General features: G+C 60.3%; 25 protein-coding genes. 12 read left to right on the top strand and 13 right to left on the bottom strand.

Features of this window, described 5'->3' with window-relative positions:
- The first annotated feature begins 77 nt into the window (after nt 1–77).
- Genes rph through ACRARG_RS11525 form a run of 4 tightly spaced genes read left to right on the top strand, consistent with a single transcriptional unit; the run spans nt 78 to nt 2,926 of the window.
- Nucleotides 78–791, top strand: coding sequence for a ribonuclease PH (gene rph, locus ACRARG_RS11510; protein ID WP_432690148.1), 714 nt, complete (start codon nt 78–80; stop codon nt 789–791).
- A 4-nt stretch (nt 792–795) separates the two neighbouring features.
- A complete protein-coding gene (gene rdgB / locus ACRARG_RS11515; RefSeq protein WP_432690149.1) occupies nt 796–1,416 on the top strand; it encodes an RdgB/HAM1 family non-canonical purine NTP pyrophosphatase in 621 nt (206 codons plus the stop codon).
- Entirely contained in the window at nt 1,409–2,563 is a 1,155-nt protein-coding gene (gene hemW / locus ACRARG_RS11520; RefSeq protein WP_432690150.1) for a radical SAM family heme chaperone HemW, read from the top strand. Before rdgB ends, hemW begins: the two co-directional genes overlap by 8 nt.
- Nucleotides 2,564–2,566: 3 nt before the next feature.
- On the top strand, nt 2,567–2,926 hold the full coding sequence (locus tag ACRARG_RS11525) for a YbaN family protein (RefSeq protein ID WP_432690151.1): 360 nt from the start codon (nt 2,567–2,569) through the stop codon (nt 2,924–2,926).
- On the opposite strand, the gene ACRARG_RS11530 is transcribed toward ACRARG_RS11525, so the two are convergent.
- The 7 genes from ACRARG_RS11530 to ACRARG_RS11560 form a co-directional block, all read right to left on the bottom strand.
- The gene (locus tag ACRARG_RS11530) at nt 2,910–3,803 is read right to left on the bottom strand and encodes a ParB/RepB/Spo0J family partition protein (protein WP_432690152.1); all 894 of its coding nucleotides are present in this window, start codon (nt 3,801–3,803) and stop codon (nt 2,910–2,912) included. The genes ACRARG_RS11525 and ACRARG_RS11530 overlap by 17 nt on opposite strands.
- A gap of 4 nt (nt 3,804–3,807) precedes the next feature.
- Nucleotides 3,808–4,617, bottom strand: a complete 810-nt coding sequence (locus ACRARG_RS11535) for a ParA family protein (protein ID WP_432690153.1) — start codon at nt 4,615–4,617, stop codon at nt 3,808–3,810.
- Nucleotides 4,610–5,227, bottom strand: a complete 618-nt coding sequence (gene rsmG / locus ACRARG_RS11540; RefSeq protein WP_432690154.1) for a 16S rRNA (guanine(527)-N(7))-methyltransferase RsmG — start codon at nt 5,225–5,227, stop codon at nt 4,610–4,612. Before rsmG ends, ACRARG_RS11535 begins: the two co-directional genes overlap by 8 nt.
- Nucleotides 5,224–7,089, bottom strand: a complete 1,866-nt coding sequence (gene mnmG / locus ACRARG_RS11545) for a tRNA uridine-5-carboxymethylaminomethyl(34) synthesis enzyme MnmG (protein ID WP_432690155.1) — start codon at nt 7,087–7,089, stop codon at nt 5,224–5,226. Before mnmG ends, rsmG begins: the two co-directional genes overlap by 4 nt.
- Nucleotides 7,090–7,100: 11 nt before the next feature.
- The gene (gene mnmE, locus ACRARG_RS11550) at nt 7,101–8,384 is read right to left on the bottom strand and encodes a tRNA uridine-5-carboxymethylaminomethyl(34) synthesis GTPase MnmE (RefSeq protein ID WP_432690156.1); all 1,284 of its coding nucleotides are present in this window, start codon (nt 8,382–8,384) and stop codon (nt 7,101–7,103) included.
- Nucleotides 8,385–8,421: 37 nt separating this feature from the next.
- The gene (gene rho / locus ACRARG_RS11555) at nt 8,422–9,693 is read right to left on the bottom strand and encodes a transcription termination factor Rho (protein ID WP_432690157.1); all 1,272 of its coding nucleotides are present in this window, start codon (nt 9,691–9,693) and stop codon (nt 8,422–8,424) included.
- A gap of 120 nt (nt 9,694–9,813) precedes the next feature.
- On the bottom strand, nt 9,814–10,272 hold the full coding sequence (locus ACRARG_RS11560) for a CopD family protein (protein WP_432690158.1): 459 nt from the start codon (nt 10,270–10,272) through the stop codon (nt 9,814–9,816).
- A gap of 423 nt (nt 10,273–10,695) precedes the next feature.
- Between ACRARG_RS11560 and ACRARG_RS11565 the strand changes: the two genes are divergently transcribed.
- From ACRARG_RS11565 to dnaQ, 4 genes are read left to right on the top strand one after another with little or no spacing between them, the layout of a single operon-like run.
- Nucleotides 10,696–11,292 carry a Maf family protein gene (locus ACRARG_RS11565; RefSeq protein ID WP_432690159.1) on the top strand — a complete coding sequence of 199 codons (597 nt, stop codon included), beginning with the start codon at nt 10,696–10,698 and terminating at the stop codon, nt 11,290–11,292.
- The gene (locus ACRARG_RS11570; RefSeq protein WP_432690160.1) at nt 11,289–12,122 is read left to right on the top strand and encodes a shikimate dehydrogenase; all 834 of its coding nucleotides are present in this window, start codon (nt 11,289–11,291) and stop codon (nt 12,120–12,122) included. The genes ACRARG_RS11565 and ACRARG_RS11570 overlap by 4 nt, the downstream gene beginning before the upstream one ends.
- Entirely contained in the window at nt 12,119–12,712 is a 594-nt protein-coding gene (coaE, locus tag ACRARG_RS11575) for a dephospho-CoA kinase (RefSeq protein ID WP_432690161.1), read from the top strand. The genes ACRARG_RS11570 and coaE overlap by 4 nt, the downstream gene beginning before the upstream one ends.
- Nucleotides 12,705–13,397: a DNA polymerase III subunit epsilon gene (gene dnaQ / locus ACRARG_RS11580; RefSeq protein WP_432690162.1), complete on the top strand. Its 693-nt coding sequence runs from the start codon at nt 12,705–12,707 to the stop codon at nt 13,395–13,397. Before coaE ends, dnaQ begins: the two co-directional genes overlap by 8 nt.
- Here the strand turns inward: dnaQ and secB are convergent.
- Nucleotides 13,388–13,879, bottom strand: coding sequence for a protein-export chaperone SecB (gene secB / locus ACRARG_RS11585; RefSeq protein WP_432690163.1), 492 nt, complete (start codon nt 13,877–13,879; stop codon nt 13,388–13,390). The two genes, dnaQ and secB, sit on opposite strands and share 10 nt — an antisense overlap.
- An 82-nt stretch (nt 13,880–13,961) precedes the next feature.
- Nucleotides 13,962–14,462 (bottom strand): FxsA family protein, encoded by a 501-nt coding sequence (locus tag ACRARG_RS11590; RefSeq protein ID WP_432690164.1) that lies wholly within the window; start codon nt 14,460–14,462, stop codon nt 13,962–13,964.
- 107 nt (nt 14,463–14,569) lie between these two features.
- On the opposite strand from ACRARG_RS11590, the gene ACRARG_RS11595 reads away from it, so the two are divergent.
- From ACRARG_RS11595 to ACRARG_RS11605, 3 genes are read left to right on the top strand one after another with little or no spacing between them, the layout of a single operon-like run.
- Nucleotides 14,570–15,226, top strand: coding sequence for a Tim44/TimA family putative adaptor protein (locus ACRARG_RS11595; RefSeq protein ID WP_432690165.1), 657 nt, complete (start codon nt 14,570–14,572; stop codon nt 15,224–15,226).
- The gene (gene mltA / locus ACRARG_RS11600) at nt 15,223–16,254 is read left to right on the top strand and encodes a murein transglycosylase A (protein WP_432690166.1); all 1,032 of its coding nucleotides are present in this window, start codon (nt 15,223–15,225) and stop codon (nt 16,252–16,254) included. The genes ACRARG_RS11595 and mltA overlap by 4 nt, the downstream gene beginning before the upstream one ends.
- On the top strand, nt 16,251–16,835 hold the full coding sequence (locus ACRARG_RS11605) for a Smr/MutS family protein (RefSeq protein ID WP_432690167.1): 585 nt from the start codon (nt 16,251–16,253) through the stop codon (nt 16,833–16,835). Before mltA ends, ACRARG_RS11605 begins: the two co-directional genes overlap by 4 nt.
- Here the strand turns inward: ACRARG_RS11605 and ACRARG_RS11610 are convergent, their stop codons facing one another.
- Genes ACRARG_RS11610 through hslV form a run of 3 tightly spaced genes read right to left on the bottom strand, consistent with a single transcriptional unit; the run spans nt 16,836 to nt 19,859 of the window.
- Nucleotides 16,836–17,927, bottom strand: a complete 1,092-nt coding sequence (locus tag ACRARG_RS11610; RefSeq protein WP_432690168.1) for an alpha/beta hydrolase — start codon at nt 17,925–17,927, stop codon at nt 16,836–16,838.
- Between the two features lie 57 nt (nt 17,928–17,984).
- On the bottom strand, nt 17,985–19,292 hold the full coding sequence (gene hslU, locus ACRARG_RS11615) for an ATP-dependent protease ATPase subunit HslU (protein WP_432690169.1): 1,308 nt from the start codon (nt 19,290–19,292) through the stop codon (nt 17,985–17,987).
- A 9-nt stretch (nt 19,293–19,301) separates the two neighbouring features.
- Nucleotides 19,302–19,859 carry an ATP-dependent protease subunit HslV gene (gene hslV, locus ACRARG_RS11620; protein WP_432690170.1) on the bottom strand — a complete coding sequence of 186 codons (558 nt, stop codon included), beginning with the start codon at nt 19,857–19,859 and terminating at the stop codon, nt 19,302–19,304.
- Between the two features lie 98 nt (nt 19,860–19,957).
- On the opposite strand from hslV, the gene ACRARG_RS11625 reads away from it, so the two are divergent.
- The gene (locus ACRARG_RS11625; protein ID WP_432690171.1) at nt 19,958–20,851 is read left to right on the top strand and encodes a hypothetical protein; all 894 of its coding nucleotides are present in this window, start codon (nt 19,958–19,960) and stop codon (nt 20,849–20,851) included.
- A 51-nt stretch (nt 20,852–20,902) separates the two neighbouring features.
- On the opposite strand, the gene trxA is transcribed toward ACRARG_RS11625, so the two are convergent.
- Nucleotides 20,903–21,223 carry a thioredoxin gene (gene trxA, locus ACRARG_RS11630; RefSeq protein ID WP_432690172.1) on the bottom strand — a complete coding sequence of 107 codons (321 nt, stop codon included), beginning with the start codon at nt 21,221–21,223 and terminating at the stop codon, nt 20,903–20,905.
- Nucleotides 21,224–21,248 lie beyond the last annotated feature (25 nt).

Here is a 21,248-nt window from a genome sequence, read left to right on the forward strand (position 1 = left end):
CGCCGGACCCAATCTAGACGCCTCTTGCCTTCCGCACCGACACGGGACTATCCCCACGGCAACGAAAAGAGGGCCACATGCGACCATCAGGACGAAATTTAAGCGAAATGCGCGCGGTTTCAATCGAAACCGGGATCACGAAACATGCAGAGGGTTCCTGCCTGATCAAGGTAGGCGACACCCATGTCATCTGCACCGCCACGATCGAAGAGCGCGTGCCGCCCTTCATCAAGGGCTCTGGCCTCGGCTGGGTGACGGCGGAATATGGCATGCTGCCGCGCTCCACCTCCTCCCGCATGCGGCGCGAGGCGGCTTCGGGCAAGCAGGGCGGCCGGACCGTGGAAATCCAGCGCCTGATCGGTCGCTCCCTCCGGGCGGGCGTCGACCGGGTTGCCATGGGCGAACGCCAGATCAGCATCGACTGTGACGTGATCCAGGCCGATGGCGGCACCCGCTGCGCCTCCATCACCGGGGGCTGGGTTGCGCTGCGTCTTGCGGTGAACAAATTGATGAAAGCAGGCGTAATAGTGACTGATCCGCTGGTGGATCCGGTCGCTGCCGTCTCCTGCGGCATCTACGCCGGCCAGCCCGTTCTCGACCTCGACTATCCCGAGGACTCCGAGGCCGGCGTCGACGGCAATTTCATCATGACCGGCTCCGGCAAACTGATCGAGGTTCAGATGTCCGCTGAAGGCTCCACCTTCTCCCGCGACCAGATGAACCAGCTGATGGACCTCGCCGACAAGGGCGTGAAGGAGCTGGTCGAAATCCAGAAGGCCGCCTGTGCCTGATCCTGTGCCTGATCCTGTCCGCAAGTTCGACGGCACGGAGCTGGTCATCGCCAGCCACAACAAGGGCAAGCTGCGCGAAATCGCGGAGCTGCTCCGCCCCTTCGGGATCACGGTGACCAATGCCGCCGATCACGGGCTGGACGAGCCGGAAGAGACGGAAAGCACCTTTGTCGGCAATGCCCGGATCAAGGCGCATTACGCCGCCAAGGCCACCGGCCTGCCTGCCCTGTCAGATGATAGCGGTATCACGGTGGATGCGCTTGACGGCGCGCCGGGCGTCTACACTGCCGACTGGGCCGAAACGCCCAATGGCCGCGACTTCCCTATGGCCATGACCAAGGTGTGGACCCTGCTGGAGGAGAAGGCCGCACCCACCCCCCGCACCGCCGCCTTTCACTGCACGCTCGTCCTCGCCTGGCCCGACGGCCATGATGAGGTCTTTGCCGGGCGCGTCGACGGTCAGGTGGTCTGGCCGATGCGCGGCGAGAATGGCTTTGGCTTCGACCCGGTGTTCCTGCCGGACGGCCACAGCCAGACCTTCGGCGAGATGACCCCGGAAGAAAAAGCGCCCCTCACCCATCGCGCCGACGCTTTCCGCAAACTCGTGCAGGGCTGTTTTGCCTGACGACTGGGAAAACGGCGGATTCGGGGTCTATATCCACTGGCCCTTCTGCCAGGCCAAATGCCCCTATTGCGACTTCAACTCGCATGTTTCCCGGCAGATCGACCAGAAACAGTGGCTCGCCGCCTATCTCTCCGAACTGGACCGCAACGCAGCTGAAACCCCCGGCCGGGTCGTGTCGTCTGTCTTTTTCGGCGGTGGCACCCCCAGCCTGATGGAGCCGGAGGTCGTCGCGGACATCATAGACCGGATCAACACGCTCTGGCCCCGCGCCAACGACCCTGAAATCACGCTTGAAGCCAACCCCGGATCTATCGAATCCAGCCGGTTTAGAGACTATCGGAGCGCAGGCGTCACCCGCGTCTCCATGGGTCTTCAAGCACTCAATGACCGTGATCTGCAGCGCCTTGGCCGTATTCACACGGTCGACGAAGCCCTGCGCGCCTTCGATATCGCCCGGGATACGTTCGACCGGGTCAGTTTCGATATGATTTATGCGCGCCAGGATCAGACCCCCCAGGACTGGCGACAGGAACTGACCCGCGCCCTGAGCTACGCGATCGACCACATCTCCCTCTACCAGCTGACCATCGAACAGGGCACAGCCTTTGGTGACCGCTACAATATCGGCAAGCTGCGCGGCCTTCCCAATGACGACGACGCCGCAGAGATGTACGACATCACGCAGGAGGTCACAGAGAAAGCCGGTTACCTGACCTACGAGGTCTCAAACCACGCCAAACCGGGCGCAGAGTCCCGTCACAATAGTCTCTATTGGCGGTACGGAGACTATATCGGTATTGGTCCCGGCGCTCATGGCCGGATCACGCTGAACCATCGGCGAACCGCAACCGAAGCGATCCGTATGCCCAATGCCTGGCTTTCCGCCGCCCTCGCCGGCAATGGCGACGCGTCACGTGAATCCCTTTCGCAGGACGAAGAGATCACCGAATTCCTCCTCATGGGAATGCGCCTGGCGGAAGGCATCGACCTCACCAGATACGAAGCGCTTTCCGGCCGCCCCCTCTCCCCTTCATCCATTTCCAACCTAAATGAGATAGGTATGACAGAGCTCTCCGGCACACGCCTGCGCGCAACGCGGGACGGCCGGATGGTGCTCAACTCGGTTATCGGCGCATTGTTGGAGTGACGGATGCGACTTCTCTGGCTGATCTTGGGCGGGCTGAGCCTGATCTGCGGATTGGCTGGTATTGTCCTGCCACTCGTCCCGACCGTACCCTTCATGATCCTTGCCGCCTTCTGCTTTGCCCGGTCGTCTGAACGCATGCACGACTGGATGCTCGCCCATCCGACCTTTGGACCCCCCATTCAGGACTGGCGCACGCACGGCGCAATTTCGACGCGCGGAAAGAAAATGGCCACGCTGGGATGCGTGGCCGTTCTGCTTATCACAGTTATTCTTGGCCTGGCGATAAAGCTCATCGCCGTTCAGATCATCACGCTGTCCTGCGTGATGATCTTTATCTGGACCCGACCTACCGCCCCGCGCTGAGCAGACGGCAGAGATCATCCAGATCCTCAAGCGTTTCGTACCGGATCGTCAACGTACCGCCTTCCGTTCCCGCTATATGATTAACGGAAACTTTCATCCGAAGACTCGCAGAGAGATCACCCTCCAATGCCTTGGTATCCGCGTCTTTGTCCGAATTCGGGCTAGGCGACTTCGCCTTTGGCTCCGCATCCGGCTTCTTCAGCAGCTTTTCAGTTTCACGAACCGAAAGCCCATCCCGCACAATCCGCGCCGCCAGATCAGACGCATTCTCCGCTGTAACCAATGTACGCGCATGACCGGCAGAAAGCCGGCCATCCTTCAGCATATCCTGGACATCTTCGGGCAGGTTCAGCAATCGAAGCAGGTTCGCGATGTGGCTCCGGCTCTTTCCCAAGGCTTCAGCCAACTTTTCCTGCGTATGACCAAACCGGTCCATCAGCTGACGGTAGCCCGCGGCCTCTTCGATCGCATTTAGATCCGCGCGCTGAATATTCTCAATGATCGCGACTTCCAGCACTTCGGTGTCATCAAATTCGCGCACAAGAACAGGAATTTCATGCAGCTGAGCAATCTGCGCTGCCCGCCACCGCCGTTCGCCGGCAACGATCTCGTACCCTTCATTGCGTTCGCGGACAATCAGCGGCTGAATAATGCCCTTTTCCTTAATGGAGCGCGCCAGCTCTTCAAGCTGATCCTGAGTAAAGCTCCGCCGCGGCTGATCTGGATTGGGGAAAATCTGCTCGATCGGCACCAGAGTGTCGGCGCGTCGAGGGGCCCCGCCGGCCTCAAACCCATCGTTTCGCCCGCTATCATCAACATCCGCCATAAGCGCAGAAAGCCCGCGCCCCAATCCCCTGCCTTTTGGACCTTTTGACATGCCCCTACCCTTTCGTCATTTCGTTGTTCATCAGAAACTCTTTTGCCAGCTCCCGATATGCCAGCGCGCCTTTTGACTGGCTGTCGAATTCCAGCACAGGCATCGCATAGGACGGTGCTTCGCTGACCCGGACATTCCGGGGAATGCGGGTTCGAAACACGATATCGCCAAGATTCTCTCGCGCATCTGCCTCAACCTGTTGCGACAGGTTGTTCCGCGCGTCGAACATGGTCAGCACAACTCCCTCGATCCGCAGCTTGGAATTCGCGGACTGACGCACCTCGCGAATTGTCAGCATCAGCTGCGACAGACCTTCCAGGGCGAAAAACTCGGTTTGCAACGGGACCAGAACGGAATGCGCGGCGACCATGGCGTTGACCGTCAAAAGGTTAAGCGACGGAGGGCAATCGATCAGGACAAAGTCGAACGCATATTGTTCCATCGCAGGCTGCCTCAGCGCGTCGTGAAGCAGAAAGCTGCGCTTTTCATTTGCGATCAGCTCGATATCGGCAGAGCTCAGGTCGACCGTCGACGGCACAATCGAGATGTTTTCGAACTCCGTCGGAAGGATCACGTCCTGCAGCATCGCGTCATCCAGGATCAGCTCATAGGTCGTGTTTTCCCGCGCCTCAATATCGATCCCCAATCCGGTGGACGCATTGCCCTGCGGATCCAGATCGATAATGAGGATCTTCCACCCAAGCTCGGACAACGCAGCGGCAAGATTGATTGTCGTCGTTGTCTTACCTACGCCGCCCTTCTGGTTCGCCACAGCGACGATCTTGGGCTCATGTACCCTGATGAGATCAGACATGCTCTATATTCCTGAAAGCCAAAACCACTGCCTCTTGTTCTGTTTTACTCTGACGTATATCGACCTGGAAGCGCCAGCGTTCTTTTGCTTTGGCGACCTCGCTCGACCATTGCCTTCCCTTCAGAAAGACCCCCGTTACGGCCGGCGCCCCATGCAGCGCGACATAACCAAGCAACGTATCCAGATCAGCCAGCGCACGGGCCGAGATAACGTCGGCCGCCTGAGGCTCCAGCTCCTCGATCCTGCTGGTTATCACCGTTGCCGACACGCCGGTTTCGCGTATCACACTACGCAGGAAGGCGCTTTTCCTCTGGTCGGACTCAACAAGGCTTACCATGACATCCGGCCTTTGCTCCGCCGCAAGGATCGCAACGACCAGCCCGGGAAAGCCGCCGCCGCTTCCCAGATCAACCCAGGACACCGCGCGGTCTGGGCACAGGTCAAAAATCTGAGCGGAATCCTGAAAGTGGCGCTGGACCGCATTCGCCAAGGTAGACTTTGCCACCAGGTTGATCTTCGTATTCCACTTTAAAAGCAGGTCCTGATATAGCGTGAGCCTTTCCAATGTTTCACGTGAAACATCCGAAAATTCGTCAGCACTCAGGATCATGCCGACTTGTCCTTCATGACCCGACGCACACGCGCCAGAAGCAAAGTCAGCGCGGCGGGAGTCATCCCCTCCACAGTAGACGCCTGTGCTATATTTGACGGGCGGAGCACCGACAGCTTTTTTCTCAGCTCATTGGACAGGCCATCCATGGACGCATAATCGAAATTCGGAGGAATGACATGCGCCTCATCACGCTTTACCACCTCGGCATCACGTTCCTGCCGAACGATATAGCTGGCATAGGTCGCATCCCGCTCTAATTGAGCGCGTACATCAGCATCAAAATTGGCAAAGGTCGGATCCAGAGACTCAATCACCTCAAAGTCGACACCGGGAATGGCCAGAAGCTCATACCCATTCCGGCGCGCCCCGTCCTGGCTGAGGTGAATTTTTCCGACCAGCTCCTTCGGGGTAAAGGTCTTGGCTTCGAGAACCTCCCGACCGCGCTCGATCTTTTCCATTTTGTGCTGAAACGCTTTTCCTCGCTCCGCTTTGACCAGACCGACAGCCAATCCAAACGGCGTTAGCCTTTGATCCGCATTGTCGGCACGTAGCGAGAGGCGAAATTCAGCGCGGGACGTGAACATTCGATAGGGCTCCGTGACCCCCCGCGTCGTCAGATCGTCGATCATCACTCCAATGTACGAACTACGACGACTGAATATCGCCGGCTCACGGCCCAAGGCCTCGCTGGCCGCATTTGCACCTGCAACAAGTCCCTGCGCCGCTGCTTCCTCATATCCGGTTGTGCCGTTAATCTGGCCCGCGAGAAACAGCCCGGGAACAGATTTGACTGACAGTCGAAGATCAAGCGCCCGGGGGTCTACGTAATCATATTCAATCGCATAACCGGGCTGGAGAATTTTTGCCTCCTCCAGCCCGCGGATTGTGCGGACGTAGTCGTGCTGAACAGATTCCGGCAGAGATGTCGAAATCCCATTCGGATAAATCGTATGATCATCCAGCCCCTCAGGCTCCAGAAAAATCTGATGCGAGGTCTTATCCGCAAACCGGACAACCTTATCCTCTATAGAGGGACAGTATCTCGGGCCAATCCCCTCAATATGTCCTCCATACATGGCGGATTTCTGCAGGTTGGACTGGATGATATCATGCGTTTTCTGGTTCGTATGTGTGATCCCGCAGGATATCTGTTTCGCGCTGACACCCCGGGACATGAAGGAAAACAGCACCGGCTCACTATCGCCGGGCTGCGCCTCAAGTATTTCCCAGTTGATTGTCCGGCCATCCAGCCGCGGCGGCGTGCCAGTCTTCAGCCGCCCAAGCGGAAGATCGAAACTATCCATTCGTTCAACCAGTTTGACGGAGGGACGATCCCCGATGCGGCCACCGGGCCGGGATTGATCCCCGATGTGAATGACCCCGCGCAGGAACGTCCCGGTGGTCAAAACAACGGAACGCGCGGCGATCACGGTTCCATCTTCAAGCACCACACCCGCGACGCGGTCGCCCTGCATACGCAGGTCGACCGCTTCGCCTTCCACAATCGTCAGGTTCTCCGTCCCGGCCATCTCGGCCAGCATTTCGGTTCGATAAATTTTCCGATCTGCCTGTGCGCGCGGCCCCTGCACCGCTGGCCCCTTACGTCGGTTCAAAAGCCGGAACTGGATACCGGCCTTATCCGCAATGCGGCCCATCACGCCATCCAGGGCGTCAACCTCTCGCACAAGGTGACCCTTCCCCAAACCGCCAATCGCGGGGTTGCAGGACATCACGCCAATGCCGTCGCGCCGCAACGTTAAAAGTACTGTCCGAGCGCCCATCCTCGCAGCCGCCGCAGCAGCGTCACATCCTGCATGGCCACCGCCCACCACGACTACATCGAAATCGAATTGTTTCACGTGAAACACTCCTACTTCCCAATGCAAAAGCTTGAGAAAATATCATCCAGCAACATTTCTACATCCACGCGTCCTACCAGAGAATCGAGCGCGCGAACAGCCGTCCGAAGCTCCTCGGCCGCCAGCTCTGCATGCTCCGATCCCAGGGATACAAGTCGAAGCGCCGCCTCCAACCCCTCCCCCGCGCGCTGCATGGCAATGCGGTGGCGTTCTCGCGTAGCCAGCCCGGACTGTCCGGCCAAATCCGATAGACGCGTCTGGATATCTCGTAAAAGCTGATCCACCCCAAAACCGGTCTTCCCGGAAATACTGCCAGGCACGTCCCCAAGAATATCCGCCTTGGCCTGCAAAACGATATCGCCTTTCAGAGGCGCCATCTCAGGCACATCCCCCGGGGCAATCAGAAACACGCGCATATCCGCGGCTGTCGCCCGGTCCCGAGCGCGTTGCACACCGATCGCTTCGACAACGTCCGATGTCTCCCGTAGTCCCGCCGTATCCAGCACCGTCACGGCCAAGCCACCCAGATCCATCCGAACCTCGATAACGTCGCGCGTGGTTCCGGCCACATCCGAGGTAATCGCCGCATCGCGCCCCACCAGAGCATTCAGCAAAGTCGACTTGCCGACATTTGGCGCCCCGATAATCGCAACCTCGAAGCCGTCACGAATACGCTCCGCGAAGCCCACACCCATAACCTCATGAGACAGGCTGTCGCGAACACGTTCCAGCAGTTCCGTCACCTCGGGCGACACATCCACCGGCACGTCTTCATCCGCAAAATCGATCGTCGCCTCGATCAGGGCCGCCGCCCGGATCAGATCGCGCCGCCAGTCTTCCGCCCGCCTCCCCAGATCGCCGGACAGGACGCGCTGCGCCTGACGCCGCTGCACCTCCGTCTCCGCCTCGATCAGATCGGCCAAGCCTTCGACCTGCGCCAGGTCGAGCTGCCCATTCTCCAGCGCCCGTCGGGTAAACTCCCCGGCCTCCGCCGCGCGCAGCCCCTCCATCTCGGACAGCGCCCGCAGCAGAGAGGCGACAACCGCCGTCGACCCATGCGTCTGAAACTCCGCCACCTTCTCCCCGGTGAAACTCGCCTTCTCCGCAAAGGTCAGAACGAGCGCTTCGTCCAGCACCACCCCATCCCACCGCAGCACCCGCAACCCAGCCTGCCGAGGTTCCGGGACCGAACCGCACAGCTGCGCCACCGCCTGCCAGGCCAAAGGGCCCGACAAACGCACAATAGCGACGCCCGCTTTCCCGGGCGCCGTGGCCTGCGCAAAGATCGTATCCATCAGCGCCCCTCCCGAGGCCCCACAGCCAACCCGGAGGTCAGCCGTTCATAGATTCGAAAAACTCGGAATTTGTCTTCGTCTGCTTCAGCTTCGAGATCAGGAATTCGATCGCATCCGTCGTCCCCATCGGGTTCAGAATACGCCGCAGCACAAAGGTCTTCTGCAGGTCGATCTTGTCGGTCAGAAGGTCTTCCTTCCGGGTGCCGGACTTCAGGATATCCATCGCCGGATAGACGCGCTTGTCCGCCACTTTCCGATCCAGCACGATCTCGGAGTTACCCGTACCTTTAAATTCTTCGAAGATGACCTCGTCCATCCGCGATCCGGTATCGATCAGCGCGGTAGCGATAATGGTCAGCGATCCACCCTCTTCGATGTTCCGCGCCGCCCCGAAGAACCGCTTCGGTCGCTGCAGAGCATTCGCATCAACACCACCCGTAAGCACTTTACCAGAGCTCGGCACCACAGTGTTGAAGGCACGACCAAGTCTTGTGATCGAGTCGAGAAGGATCACAACATCTCGTTTATGTTCCACAAGGCGCTTGGCCTTCTCGATCACCATCTCGGACACGGCCACGTGGCGCGTCGCCGGCTCGTCAAAGGTGGAGGAAATCACCTCCCCCTTCACCGTCCGCTGCATATCCGTCACTTCTTCCGGACGTTCGTCAATCAGAAGAACGATCAGGTAGCACTCGGGATGGTTGGTCTCGATCGACTTGGCGATGTTCTGCAGCAGCACCGTCTTACCGGTCCGCGGCGGCGCCGTGATCAGCGACCGCTGCCCCTTCCCGATCGGCGCCACCAGATCGATGATCCGGGCGGAACGATCCTTGATCGTCGGGTCCTCGATCTCCATCTTCAGACGCTGGTCCGGATAGAGCGGCGTGAGGTTGTCAAAGGACACCTTGTGGCGCGCCTTCTCCGGGTCCTCGAAGTTGATGGAGCTCACCGTGGTCAGCGCGAAATAGCGCTCGTTCTCGTCGGGCTGCACCATCAGCCCCTCGACCGTATCGCCGGTCCGCAGCGAATACTGGCGGATCATGTCGGGCGAAACATAGATGTCATCCGGACCCGGCAGGTAGTTGGCCTCCGGCGAGCGCAGGAAGCCAAAGCCGTCCTGCAGCACTTCCAGCACGCCGTCGCCGCCGATCTCCCAGTCTTCATCCGCGCGTTCGCGCAGGATCTGGAACATCATCTCGCCCTTCCGCATGGTCGAGGCGTTCTCGATCTCCAGCTCCTCTGCCATCGCAAGCAGATCCTTCGGGCTCTTCGCCTTCAGGTCGGACAGGTTGAGACGTTCATTGCTCATGGAATACTCCGACGACCGGCCCTCGGGCACGCGGTCTATATTTCTTCGGGAATCGTCACACCCGGACGGGTGGCTTGGGCCGGGTATCTAGGGACCACAGCCCGCCAAGTCAATCCGGCTTCAGAATTTCACCACAACCGACAGCACAATGAGGATCATCAGCAACGTCGGTAGCTCGTTCATCATCCGGTACTGGCGCCCAGTGACCTTGTTCGTACCCGCCGCCAGGTCCTTCAGGCGCCATCCCAGCCAGTGATGGAACCAGGTCATGGCAATCACGCCCAGGGTCTTCGTCCAGGGCCAGACGGCGCTCCAGTCGACGATACCGGGCGTTAACACAAGCAGGATACCAAAGACCCAGGTCGCAATGCTCGCGGGGTTCATGATCAGCTTGAAAAGTTTTCGCTCCATCATCCGGAACATTTCTTCGGTCTGCGCGTTATCAGCCTGTTCGACGTGATGTACGAAAAGCCTGGGAAGGTAAAACAGACCCGCCATCCAGGAAATCACCGCCATGATGTGCAGTGATTTGGTCCAGGGATACAGACCACTCAGCGTATCTGAGAAGAGATCGAACATGGGCGCCTCGTTCTGACAGGCTTCCCTAATAAGAAATAAATAAGAAGAAAAGATTGTAGTTATTTGTAGGCTTGCGGATTTCTGTGGATTATCCGGGTCTCAACACACTTCCCCACAAACGATCTGATCTGTGGATGAACCTGTGCAGGGGCTGAGGGCTGTACTGCATACATGTCAGATTTCACAATAATCGCAGATAGTTGGACCGTTACATCGCAAGTTGACAGGCTTGGGATGAAAACTTGGGTCACTTCTGGGATCATGCAAGAATTCCAGATAGGACAGTTATCCTTACTCGCAGGGGTATGACGACCTGAAGGACTCGGGAGAACCGGGATAACTTCGGCCCCCTTGCCTCAGACCTGTTAATTCTTCAGTAACCATCCTGAATGTTCACCAGAGATTTTCCCCGGCTTTGTCCACATGCCTGACCTGATCCTTGCCTCTGGTTCCGCCATCCGGGCTGAACTTCTGACCGGTTCTGCCGTGCCCTTCCGGGTGCGGACGGCCCCGGTAGATGAGGCGGCGATCAAGCAATCGCTACTCGCCGAAGGTCACCGCCCCCGCGATATTGCCGATGCCCTGGCAGAGGCCAAGGCGCAGCGTGTCGGGATGAAGGAGCCGGAGCATTTCGTTTTGGGCTGCGATCAGGTGCTCGACCTCGACGGTCAGCTTCTGTCCAAGCCCGAAACGCGCGAAGAGCTGGCCGCGCAGCTTTCCGCCATGTCCGGTAAGACCCACAAGCTCTTCTCCGCTGCCGTGATCTTTCATGAAACCCGGCCCATCTGGCGCTTTGTCGGTGAGGCGCGGCTGACGATGAAAACGCTGAGTTCAGCCTATATAGAGACATATCTTGACCGGAACTGGCCCGAGGTCAGCCACAGCGTCGGCGGCTACATGATCGAAAAGGAAGGGCCGCGCCTTTTCTCCCGTGTCGACGGGGATCACTTCTCCATCCTTGGCCTGCCGCTGCTGCCACTTCTTGCCTATCTCGAAACGCGCGGAGTGATCGCAACGTGACAGAACTCCCCCGCATTCCCCTGGCTGGCGTGATCGGCGCTCCGGTTGCGCATTCCAAATCGCCGCTGCTGTTCCGTCACTGGCTCGACACCTACCGCCTGCCCGGCCACTACGTCCCGCTGCATGTTGATCCGGGTGATTTCGAAGAGGTTCTGAGGTCGCTCCCTAAACTTGGTTTTGTCGGCGCCAACGTCACGATCCCACACAAGACTGCCCTGATCGGGATTGCGGATGACGTCACAGACCGCGCCCGCCAGATCGGCGCCGCGAACACGGTGACATTCCGGGATGGCCGTATCCATGCTGACAATACCGACGGCTACGGCTTTATCGAAAACCTCCTCCAATCCGCCCCCGAATGGTCCGCTGCCGCTGGTCCCGCGCTCATCCTTGGCGCAGGCGGTGCGGCCCGCGCCGTGATTCACGCCATGCTGGAGGCCGGCGCCCCGGAAATCTGGCTCGCCAACCGCAGCCGCGACAAGGCAGAGGCGCTGGCGGATCACTTCGGCGCCCGTGTTATTCCCGTCGATTGGGCTGGAATAGCGACACATCTACACGCCGCCCATACCGTGATCAACACGACCTCCCTCGGCATGGCTGGCAAAACCGAACTGACGCTCGACCTCGATGGCCTTCACTCCGGTCAGTTGGTCACCGATATTGTCTACACCCCGCTCGAAACCCGCCTATTGAGGGAAGCCAGCGCTCGCGGGTGCAAAACTGTCGATGGCCTGGGCATGCTGCTGCACCAGGCCGTGCCCGGTTTCGAACGCTGGTTCGGCCAAAGACCCGAAGTCACCGAGGCCCTGCGCAGGACCATTCTTTCATGACCTATCTCATCGGCCTCACCGGCTCCATCGGCATGGGCAAATCCACCACGGCCAAGATGTTTGCTGAGGAAGGTTGCGCTGTCTGGGATGCGGACGCGGCCGTGCACCGGCTTTATTCCAAGGGTGGCGCGGCGGTGGAGCCCTTTCGCACCGCCTTCCCCGCCGCCGTGATCGACGATGCCGTCTCCCGCGACGCGCTGAAAACCGCGATTGCGCAGGATCCCGGTGCCCTGCGCCAGATCGAGACGATCGTTCACCCGCTGGTCGCCCAGGACCGTCAGGCGTTCATCGACCAGACGGAGGCGGCCATCATCGTCCTCGACATCCCGCTCCTTTTTGAAGGAAGCGGTCACAAGATGGTCGATCTGACCGTTTGCGTCTCTGTTCCGCCCGAATTGCAGCGCGAACGGGTCCTGGCACGCGGCACGATGACGGAAGAGCAATTCGAAATGATCAAAGCCAAACAGATGCCCGATGACCAGAAACGCGCTCTGGCAGATCGGGTGATCATCACCGATACTCTCGACCATGCCCGCGCCCAGGTGCGGGCGATTGTTGCCGAAATCAGGGAGAAGATCGAAAATGCGTGAGATTGTCCTCGATACGGAAACAACCGGCTTCGACCCCTTCCAGGGCGACCGCATCGTAGAGATCGGTGCGGTCGAGCTGCACAACCACGTTCCCACCGGAAAGACCTATCACGTCTATATCAACCCGGAACGGTCGATGCCTCAGGAAGCCTTCGAGGTGCATGGCCTTGGCGACGACTTCCTGCGCGACAAACCGAAATTCGCCCAGATCGCACAGGGTTTTCTCGATTTCGTCGGCGATGCAAAGCTTGTGATCCATAACGCCAGCTTTGACATGAAATTCCTGAACGCAGAACTGGGCTGGTTGAACCTGCGTCAGCTTCCCATGGATCAGGCCATCGACACGCTGCTGATCGCACGACAGCGGTTTCCGGGCTCCCCGGCGTCGCTGGATGCGCTCTGCCGGCGGTTCGGGATCGACAATTCATCGCGTACGCTGCACGGCGCGCTGCTCGACAGTGAAATTCTGGCCGAGGTCTATCTGGAACTGGTGGGCGGCCGGCAACCGGATTTTACCCTCGCCACCGAGAACGACAGCTCCGCATCCGACGCGGGTGACGCATGGCGCCCCCAACCGCGTCAGACGGCGCTTCCCCCGCGCGTTACGGAAGAAGAGGCCGCCGCCCATGCCGAATTTGTGGCAAAACTGGGCGACGACGCGGTCTGGAGAAAGTATCAGGCCTGAGGCGCGTTCTGCGTCTGCATGCGCCGCTGCAGCTCTTGCCGGTACAGAGCCACGAAATCGATGTTTTCGAGGTTGAGCGGCGGGAAGCCACCGTCACGGGTCACATCGGACACGATCCGGCGGACAAACGGGAACAGAAGCCGCGGGCATTCGATCAGAAGGAAGGGATGCAGCTGGTCTTCGGCAACGCCTTCGATGTTGAAGATGCCGGAATATTCCAGCTCCAGCAGGAACAGCGCGTCATCGGTGCCCTTGGCAACCGATTTGACCGTCAGCTTCATCGTCACGTCGTACTGATGTTCCGTGTCCCGCTTTTTCGCATCCAGCGCGACCTGCACCTTCACGTCAGGCTGGACATTCGCCGCAGCAGGCTTGCGCGCAAGGATATTTTCGAAAGACATGTCGCGGACGAATTGCGACAGGATGTTCAGCTTCACTTCCGGCGCCTGCTGGGCTGCGGCACCATTTTCGGTTTCGGCCATAATTCTCTCCAAAGGATCGTCAATCGCACTGGCATCTAGCAGGATTGACCGCGCGCCTCAATGGCGCTGCGGTCCTGCCGTCTCAGTGCCGGGTCCAGCCAGAGGGGTGATGCGTCGGACGTTTGGGCGGATCGACCTCATGATAGGTCCCGTCGATCACATCCTCTGTCCCGCGTTCCGTCCCGGGGCCACGCGGACGGGTTGGGCCGGAGGAGGCGCCAAAGGACACGCTCTGAACATTCACATTCCGCTTCAGCCATCTGAATGCGGCGCGGCGCAGCGGCGGCGTGAGAAGCGCAAAGCCAACCGCATCGGTAAAGAACCCGGGCGTCACAAGCAGCACGCCGGCCACCAAAATCATGGCAGCCTCGGCCAGTGGTTCTGCCGGATCAGACAATTCGGAAAAACTCCGCCGGATATTGTTCATCGCCATTGCGCCCTGCGTCCGCACCAGCCAGGTGCCCAGCAGCGCCGTTCCCAGCACAACAGCCAGCGTCCAGCCCAGCCCCATGACGCCCCCCACCTGAATGAAAAGCGCAATTTCGATCATCGGGATGGCCACGAAAGCCAGAAGCAGCCACATGACAGCTCTCCTTTCTCAATTGGGCGGTGCGGTAGACTTGTCCGCACCCGTCACCTACATAGGAAGCAACTGTATCGTCTTCCATGGCTCAGGGCCGAAGGACCGAAATGAATTCGCCATTGCTTCAGCTTCTTGTACTCGCAGGAATCGCCGTTTTCCTCATCCTCAGATTGCGATCCGTGCTTGGCACGCGGGACGGGTATGAGAAACCACAGGTCAAAACTCCGGAACCCGCGCAACGTCGCCAGACTGATTTTGAGGTGATTGAAGGCGGTCCGGATCCCGATATCATCGACCACGTCCCGGCGGACAGCCCGGCGGCGAATGCCCTCGCCCAGATGAAACGGCTGGAACCGTCCTTCTCGGTTGGTGAGTTCCTCTCCGGCGCCCGCGGGGCTTATGAGATGATCCTCATGAGCTTTGAGCGGGGCGATCTGGAAGAGATCAAGCCGTTCCTCAGCGCAGAGGTTTACGAAAGTTTCGCTCTGGTCGTGAATGAGAGAGAGGCGAAGGGCCTGAAAATCGACGCTGAATTTGTTGGTGTCAAAGAGCTGCAGCTGGTCGATGCCGAAATTGACGAAAGCTCTGAGGCAGAGCTGACTGTTCGCTTCGTCGGTCAGCTTAAGAACGCGGTTTACGATCGTGACGGCAACCTGGCCGAAGGTGATCCGAACGCGATCAAGACCCAGCGGGACGTTTGGACCTTTGCCCGGATCATGGGCAGCGACGATCCGAACTGGCAACTGGTCGCGACAGGCGAATGAGACTGGCGCGGCTGGCCACATTGCTAGCCGCGTTGACTCTGCCGGGTGCAGGGCTTGCTGCGGATCTGACGTTCAAAATCCTCGATTTCTCGGATCTCGACGGATGGGAGTCCGACGATCACGGCGCGGCGCTGCAGACCTTCCTCAACACCTGCGGCGATCTCGACTCTCCGGATTGGGGATCGATCTGTGCGCTTGCCCGAACACAGAAAAACGCCCGGACGTTTTTTGAACTGTTTTTCACCCCGGTCTTGATCGAAGACGGCAGCCCGGCTCTTTTCACAGGGTATTTCGAACCTGAACTCTCAGGCTCTGCCTTTCCGACCGCCCGCTTCAGATACCCGGTGTACCGCATGCCGCCCGAAGCCAGCGGCACCTGGCTGTCCCGGAGGGAGATCGAGCAGTCGGGTATCCTCCAGAACCGTGGGCTCGAAATCGCCTGGGTCGACGACCCGGTGGAACTGTTTTTTCTGCAAATTCAGGGCTCAGGCCGCATCAGGATGCAGGATGGCTCTGTCGTGCGGGTGGGCTACGGCGGCAAGAACGGCCACGAATACCGATCCATCGGGCAGGAGCTGGTCCGCCGCGGCACCTATCAACCGCATCAGGTTTCCGCCCAGGTGATCAAGAACTGGGTGCGGCGAAATCCTGTCGATGGGGCAGAGCTGCTGCGTCACAACCCGTCCTTCGTTTTCTTTCGTGAAATAGGCTCTGTTCCGGCAGAACTTGGCCCGCTCGGGGCGATGAACCGGTCTATCACCGCCGGGCGGAGCATCGCGGTTGATCCCGCCGTCACGCCGCTCGGCTCGCCCGTCTGGATTGAAAAGGCCGGCGCGACCCCGATGAACCGGCTGATGATTGCACAGGATACCGGCTCTGCCATCAAAGGCGCGCAACGGGCGGATGTCTTTGTCGGAACAGGAGACAGCGCCGGGCGCGAAGCCGGCCGTATGCGCGACCCCGGCCGCATGGTGGTGCTGATGCCCATCCAGCGCGCCTATGCCATGTTGCCGGAGGAAAATCTGTGACCCGCCGGCTGAAACCGGAGGAAATCGAGCTCTGGAAAAAGGTGGCAGGCTCGGCGGAGCGGCTGAGCCTCGCGAAACCGCCACCGCCAGCCGACCGCAAACGCCCCGTCAAACCGGAGCCGAAACCGAAACCGGCAAAACCGTTGCCGCAGTTTCGTATCGGCCAGACGGGCAGGGGGGACGGGCCTGGACATGCATTTATGTCATCCGTCGCCGACCAGCTGCACAATGCGCCGGTCCACATGGATCGCAAGACCCATACCCGCATGACGCGCGGCAAGCTGAAACCCGAGGCACGTCTGGATTTGCACGGTATGACCATGGACCGGGCCCATCCCGAACTGACCGGATTTATCCTCCGGTCGGCGCGCGAGGGGCGGCGGCTGGTCCTTGTGATTACCGGCAAAGGCAAGGACCGGGACGAAGGCGGCCCCATTCCTGTTCGTCAGGGCGTGCTGCGCCATCAGGTGCCCCACTGGCTGACTGTTCCGCCGCTGGCGCAGCTGGTGCTTCAGGTGACCCCGGCGCACAACCGGCACGGCGGCGGCGGCGCCTATTACGTCTATCTGCGCCGGTTGTGATCAGTAGGTCACAAGCCCCGGCGACAGGATCATCCGCGTCGCTTTACGCACAGTGATCACCGTCCCCGCAAGCGGATCGGACTGTCCCTGCGCAAAGCTCCGGTTCAGCGCCGCCCCTTTGGACAACAAAGAGATCAGCGCAGAGGATGTCCCGATCGCAAAATGATTGTCCCGGGCGGTACCGGAAAAGGCGGTCATATCCACAACCGTCACCGGAATATCGCCGAGTTCCTCAAGGTTAGACACGATTCCCAGACGTTCGGACCGACCGTTCACCCGCGAGGACAGTCGCAAAGCCGGGTCCCGCTGCGACACAAGGATCGCGAAAGGCTGGGGCAGCGCTGTGATCCGCCGCGCCTGCGCCCGGAACAGGTTGATGTCGATATCAGGCGAGATCAGCACCAGCCCGTCCAGTTCCCGTTGCAGCAGCCCGGGATCGACAAGGTCCATCTGCCGGACCGTCTCCATCACCAGAAGCCCGCCCATGGAATGTCCGACCAGCAGCACATTCTCTGCATTGCTGGCAAACACATCGCGCAGCAGGCTCTCCAGCCCGTCGCGGGAAAACAGCGCGGAATCCCTGTCATGCGTATATCCCAGCGGATGCGCAGCGCTGGGCCAGGAATAGGCGATGGACACGCCGGGCAGCTGAAAATCCTCGCTCAGCTGCGCCAGCCGCACGACGCTCCACCCAAAGCTGGTGTTGTAGCCGTGAACAAAGATCACCACCTCCCGCTGTGACCGGGGCAGGGCGGACAGCCGCTGACGTAGCGCCTGCCGGAACTGGGCGCGCTCACCCAGTGCGGTTTCCGCAGTCAGCATGAAATCGGTCTTGGGGTTGGCCGCACGCGGTCCGAAATTCAGCGATCCCGGCTCTCTTTCAGGCGGAACAGAGACGGAAACATTCAGATAACGCAGCTTTTCCGATCTATGCCCGTCCAGGAACCCGTCGGCGGACCGCGCCCGGTCCGTCACGACAAGAATATCCCGTTCGGAGCCGATGCCGGCGACCTCCGGCCGGTAATGAACAACCGCCGGATTGCCGCATCCGGCAGTGAAAATGATCAGAAGGAACAGAAACAGGCGGGGCATCGGACCGGATCGTAACAGGTTGTCGCGACCATCCCCGATTCCCGCCTGCGTTACCAGTCAGAGCACGTAACGGCTCAGATCGGCAGAGGCTGCCAGCTTGCCGACATTCTCGTCGACAAACGCCCGGTCCACCGACACGACCTCTCCGGCACGATCCGGCGCATGGAAGGACAGTTCTTCGAACACCCGCTCCATGATCGTATAAAGCCGCCGCGCGCCGATATTTTCCACCGACTGATTCACCTCTGCGGCCAGCTTGGCCAGCGCCGCGATCCCGTCCTCGGTAAAGCTGACCTCCACCCCTTCGGTCTTCATCAGCGCGGTGTACTGCCGGGTCAGCGCATTGTCCGTCTCCGTCAGGATAGCGACAAAATCCGCCTCCGTCAGCGACCGCAGTTCCACCCGGATCGGCAGACGCCCCTGAAGTTCGGGCAGCAGATCGGAGGGTTTCGCCACGTGGAACGCGCCCGAGGCGATGAAGAGGATATGATCGGTCTTCACCGGCCCGTATTTCGTCGACACCGTCGTGCCTTCGATCAGCGGCAGCAGATCGCGCTGCACCCCCTCGCGGGAGACATCGCCGCCCCGCGCATCGGACCGCGCACAGACCTTGTCGATCTCGTCGAGGAAGACGATCCCGTTCTCCTCCACCGCCTCCAGCGCGGCCTTGTTCACGGTCTCGTCGTCCAGCAGCTTGTCCGCCTCTTCCGACAGCAGCAGCTCATAGCTCTCCGCCACCGTCATCCGTTTGCGCACGGTCCGCCCGCCAAAAGCCTTTCCGAAGATATCGCCAAGGTTCATCATCCCCATCTGGCTGCCGGGTTGTCCCGGAATATCCATCATCCCCAGAGGGTTGGAGGTATCGGCAACATCCAGCTCGATCTCCGTATCATCCAGTTCCCCGTTGCGCAGCTTCTTGCGGAACATCTCCCGCGTGCCATCGCGTGCATCCTTGCCGGCAACCGCCTCGATCACCCGGTCTTCCGCCAGCTTCAGTGCAGCGGCGCGCACATCCTCGCGCATATGCTCCCGTACCATGGCAATGGCGCTGTCCATCAGATCGCGGATGATCTGCTCCACATCCCGCCCGACATAGCCGACCTCGGTGAATTTCGTCGCCTCCACCTTGATGAAGGGTGCGCGGGCCAGCTTGGCCAGACGGCGCGAGATCTCTGTCTTGCCGACGCCGGTCGGCCCGATCATCAGGATGTTCTTCGGAAACACCTCGTCGCGCAGATCGGCATCCAGCTGCCGCCGCCGCCAGCGCGACCGCAGCGCCACAGCCACGGCGCGCTTGGCATCCTTCTGGCCGATGATGAACCGGTCCAGTTCCGAAACGATTTCGCGGGGGGTCAGGTCGGTCATATGTGTTCCTCAGCCGCCAATGGTTTCGACGGTCAGATTTCCGTTGGTGTAGACGCAGATGTCGGCGGCGATGCCCATGGCCTGCCGCGCGACCTCCTCCGCCGACTTGTCGCTGTCCATCATGGCGCGCGCCGCGGCCAGGGCGTAATTCCCGCCCGACCCGATTGCGGCAATGCCATGCTCCGGTTCCAGCACGTCACCCGCGCCGGTGATGATCAGCAGATCGGTGCCGTCGGTCACGATCAGCATCGCCTCCAGCTTTTGCAGGTACTTGTCGGTCCGCCAGTCCTTCGCCAGCTCCACGCTGGCGCGCTGCAACTGGCCGGGCGTCGCCTCCAGCTTGGCCTCAAGCCGTTCCAGCAGGGTAAAGGCATCCGCCGTCGATCCGGCAAATCCACAGACCACGTCATAGCCGCCGGGCGACAGCCGCCGCACCTTGCGGGCCGTGCCCTTGATGACCGTCTGGCCCAGGGAGACCTGGCCATCACCTGCCACCACAACCTGTCCGCCCTTGCGCACACCGATGATCGTGGTGCCGTGCCAGCCGGGAAAATCGCTCTCTGCCATGCATCGCTCCTTTGGTTGACGGTCTATATGCGTCTGCCCGGCCCTGCCGACAACCCCGCCACCTTGCCGGGACCCCGTGCCGGACGTAGAAGCGAACCATGTCGCGACCCGTTTCCATCTATCTTGAACCGCCCCTCCTCAAGAGCGCCCGCGCCGGCGAACACAATTTCATCAGCAAGCTCTCGGAGACACTGGCCAGTGCCGGGCATGACGTGATCTACCGCCCCGAAGAGGAGGTCGGCACCCACCCCCAGAGCCTTGCCATCACCCATATGCGGCCGCCCCCGATTGGCGGTGTCACCTTCCGCCGGGTCTATCACTACCCCTTCTGGCAGATCGAAACGACCGCCGAACGGTGGTACTGGCACACGACAAAAGCAACGTTTTCAGCCGAAACAGTGCCTGATATGGAGGCCACGCGCTTCTATGCCTTCTGGCAAAAGCGCCTCTTCGGTGAGGGTCCGTACAATACGCGCCGCGACGGGTTCGTTTATGTTCCGCTGCAGGGACGTCTCAGCGAACACCGGTCTTTCCAGTCCTGCACGCCGCTCGACATGCTTCGCACTGTCCTGTCGGCAGACCCGGGCCGTAACGTTGTGGCGACCCTGCATCCGAACGAGGTCTACGCGCCGGACGACGTGCAGTATCTGGAGGAGCTGGCGCGCCAGACCCCACGCCTTTCCGTGATCACCGGCAATATGGAGCAACTTCTTCAGACCTGCGATTACGTCGTCTCGATGAATTCCGCCGCGGCCTTTTCCGGCTATTTCTTTGCGAAACCCTGCATTCTCTTTGCCAAGATCGACTTTCATCATATCGCCCTGCAGGCGACGCCAGACGACACAGCCGCCTTCGACCGGATCGCATCGCATCATCCGCCATTTGCCAAATATGTCTGGTGGTTCTGGCAGCAGATGTCGATCAATGCCGGCCGGCCGGAGGCGCTGACGGCAATTGCCGCAGCTCTCCGCCGTTGCGGCTGGGATATCTGACACAAAAGGGCGCCCGAAGGCGCCCTGAAGGTTGATCGCGGTGATCCGCCGTCAGATCGACTCTTCGATCCAGGATTTCAGCGACGCTTTCGGCGCGGCGCCCGCACGGTTCGACACCACTTCGCCGTTTTTGAAGATGAACAGCGCCGGAATGCCGCGCACGCCCAGCTGCATCGGCGAATTCGGATTCGAATCGACGTCCACTTTGGCAATTTTCACTTTGTCGCCAAACTCTTCCGCCAGTTCTTCCAGGGCCGGGCCGATCTGCTTACAGGGGCCACACCACTCTGCCCAGAAGTCCACGACAACGGGGACATCGGAGTTTTTGACTTCGGAATCAAAGGTATCGTCGGTGACGGCAACGGTGGTCATGGGGTTCTCCTGGGTATGGGTGTCT

This window comes from Pseudooceanicola profundi (assembly GCF_050897955.1).
GTDB lineage: Bacteria > Pseudomonadota > Alphaproteobacteria > Rhodobacterales > Rhodobacteraceae > Pseudooceanicola.

Bases quoted from the DNA above. Each gene is read 5' to 3' on its own strand.
- ACRARG_RS11625 (WP_432690171.1), top strand. From the start codon at position 19,958: ATGTCGCGACCCGTTTCCATCTATCTTGAACCGCCCCTCCTCAAGAGC.
- secB (WP_432690163.1), bottom strand. From the start codon at position 13,879: ATGGCCGAAACCGAAAATGGTGCCGCAGCCCAGCAGGCGCCGGAAGTG.
- mltA (WP_432690166.1), top strand. From the start codon at position 15,223: ATGAGACTGGCGCGGCTGGCCACATTGCTAGCCGCGTTGACTCTGCCG.
- ACRARG_RS11530 (WP_432690152.1), bottom strand. From the start codon at position 3,803: ATGTCAAAAGGTCCAAAAGGCAGGGGATTGGGGCGCGGGCTTTCTGCG.
- ACRARG_RS11610 (WP_432690168.1), bottom strand. From the start codon at position 17,927: ATGCCCCGCCTGTTTCTGTTCCTTCTGATCATTTTCACTGCCGGATGC.
- dnaQ (WP_432690162.1), top strand. From the start codon at position 12,705: ATGCGTGAGATTGTCCTCGATACGGAAACAACCGGCTTCGACCCCTTC.
- mnmE (WP_432690156.1), bottom strand. From the start codon at position 8,384: ATGGATACGATCTTTGCGCAGGCCACGGCGCCCGGGAAAGCGGGCGTC.
- rho (WP_432690157.1), bottom strand. From the start codon at position 9,693: ATGAGCAATGAACGTCTCAACCTGTCCGACCTGAAGGCGAAGAGCCCG.
- hslU (WP_432690169.1), bottom strand. From the start codon at position 19,292: ATGACCGACCTGACCCCCCGCGAAATCGTTTCGGAACTGGACCGGTTC.
- coaE (WP_432690161.1), top strand. From the start codon at position 12,119: ATGACCTATCTCATCGGCCTCACCGGCTCCATCGGCATGGGCAAATCC.
- ACRARG_RS11595 (WP_432690165.1), top strand. From the start codon at position 14,570: ATGAATTCGCCATTGCTTCAGCTTCTTGTACTCGCAGGAATCGCCGTT.
- ACRARG_RS11525 (WP_432690151.1), top strand. From the start codon at position 2,567: ATGCGACTTCTCTGGCTGATCTTGGGCGGGCTGAGCCTGATCTGCGGA.
- rph (WP_432690148.1), top strand. From the start codon at position 78: ATGCGACCATCAGGACGAAATTTAAGCGAAATGCGCGCGGTTTCAATC.
- ACRARG_RS11565 (WP_432690159.1), top strand. From the start codon at position 10,696: ATGCCTGACCTGATCCTTGCCTCTGGTTCCGCCATCCGGGCTGAACTT.
- ACRARG_RS11560 (WP_432690158.1), bottom strand. From the start codon at position 10,272: ATGTTCGATCTCTTCTCAGATACGCTGAGTGGTCTGTATCCCTGGACC.
- trxA (WP_432690172.1), bottom strand. From the start codon at position 21,223: ATGACCACCGTTGCCGTCACCGACGATACCTTTGATTCCGAAGTCAAA.
- ACRARG_RS11590 (WP_432690164.1), bottom strand. From the start codon at position 14,462: ATGTGGCTGCTTCTGGCTTTCGTGGCCATCCCGATGATCGAAATTGCG.
- hslV (WP_432690170.1), bottom strand. From the start codon at position 19,859: ATGGCAGAGAGCGATTTTCCCGGCTGGCACGGCACCACGATCATCGGT.
- ACRARG_RS11535 (WP_432690153.1), bottom strand. From the start codon at position 4,617: ATGTCTGATCTCATCAGGGTACATGAGCCCAAGATCGTCGCTGTGGCG.
- rsmG (WP_432690154.1), bottom strand. From the start codon at position 5,227: ATGATCCTGAGTGCTGACGAATTTTCGGATGTTTCACGTGAAACATTG.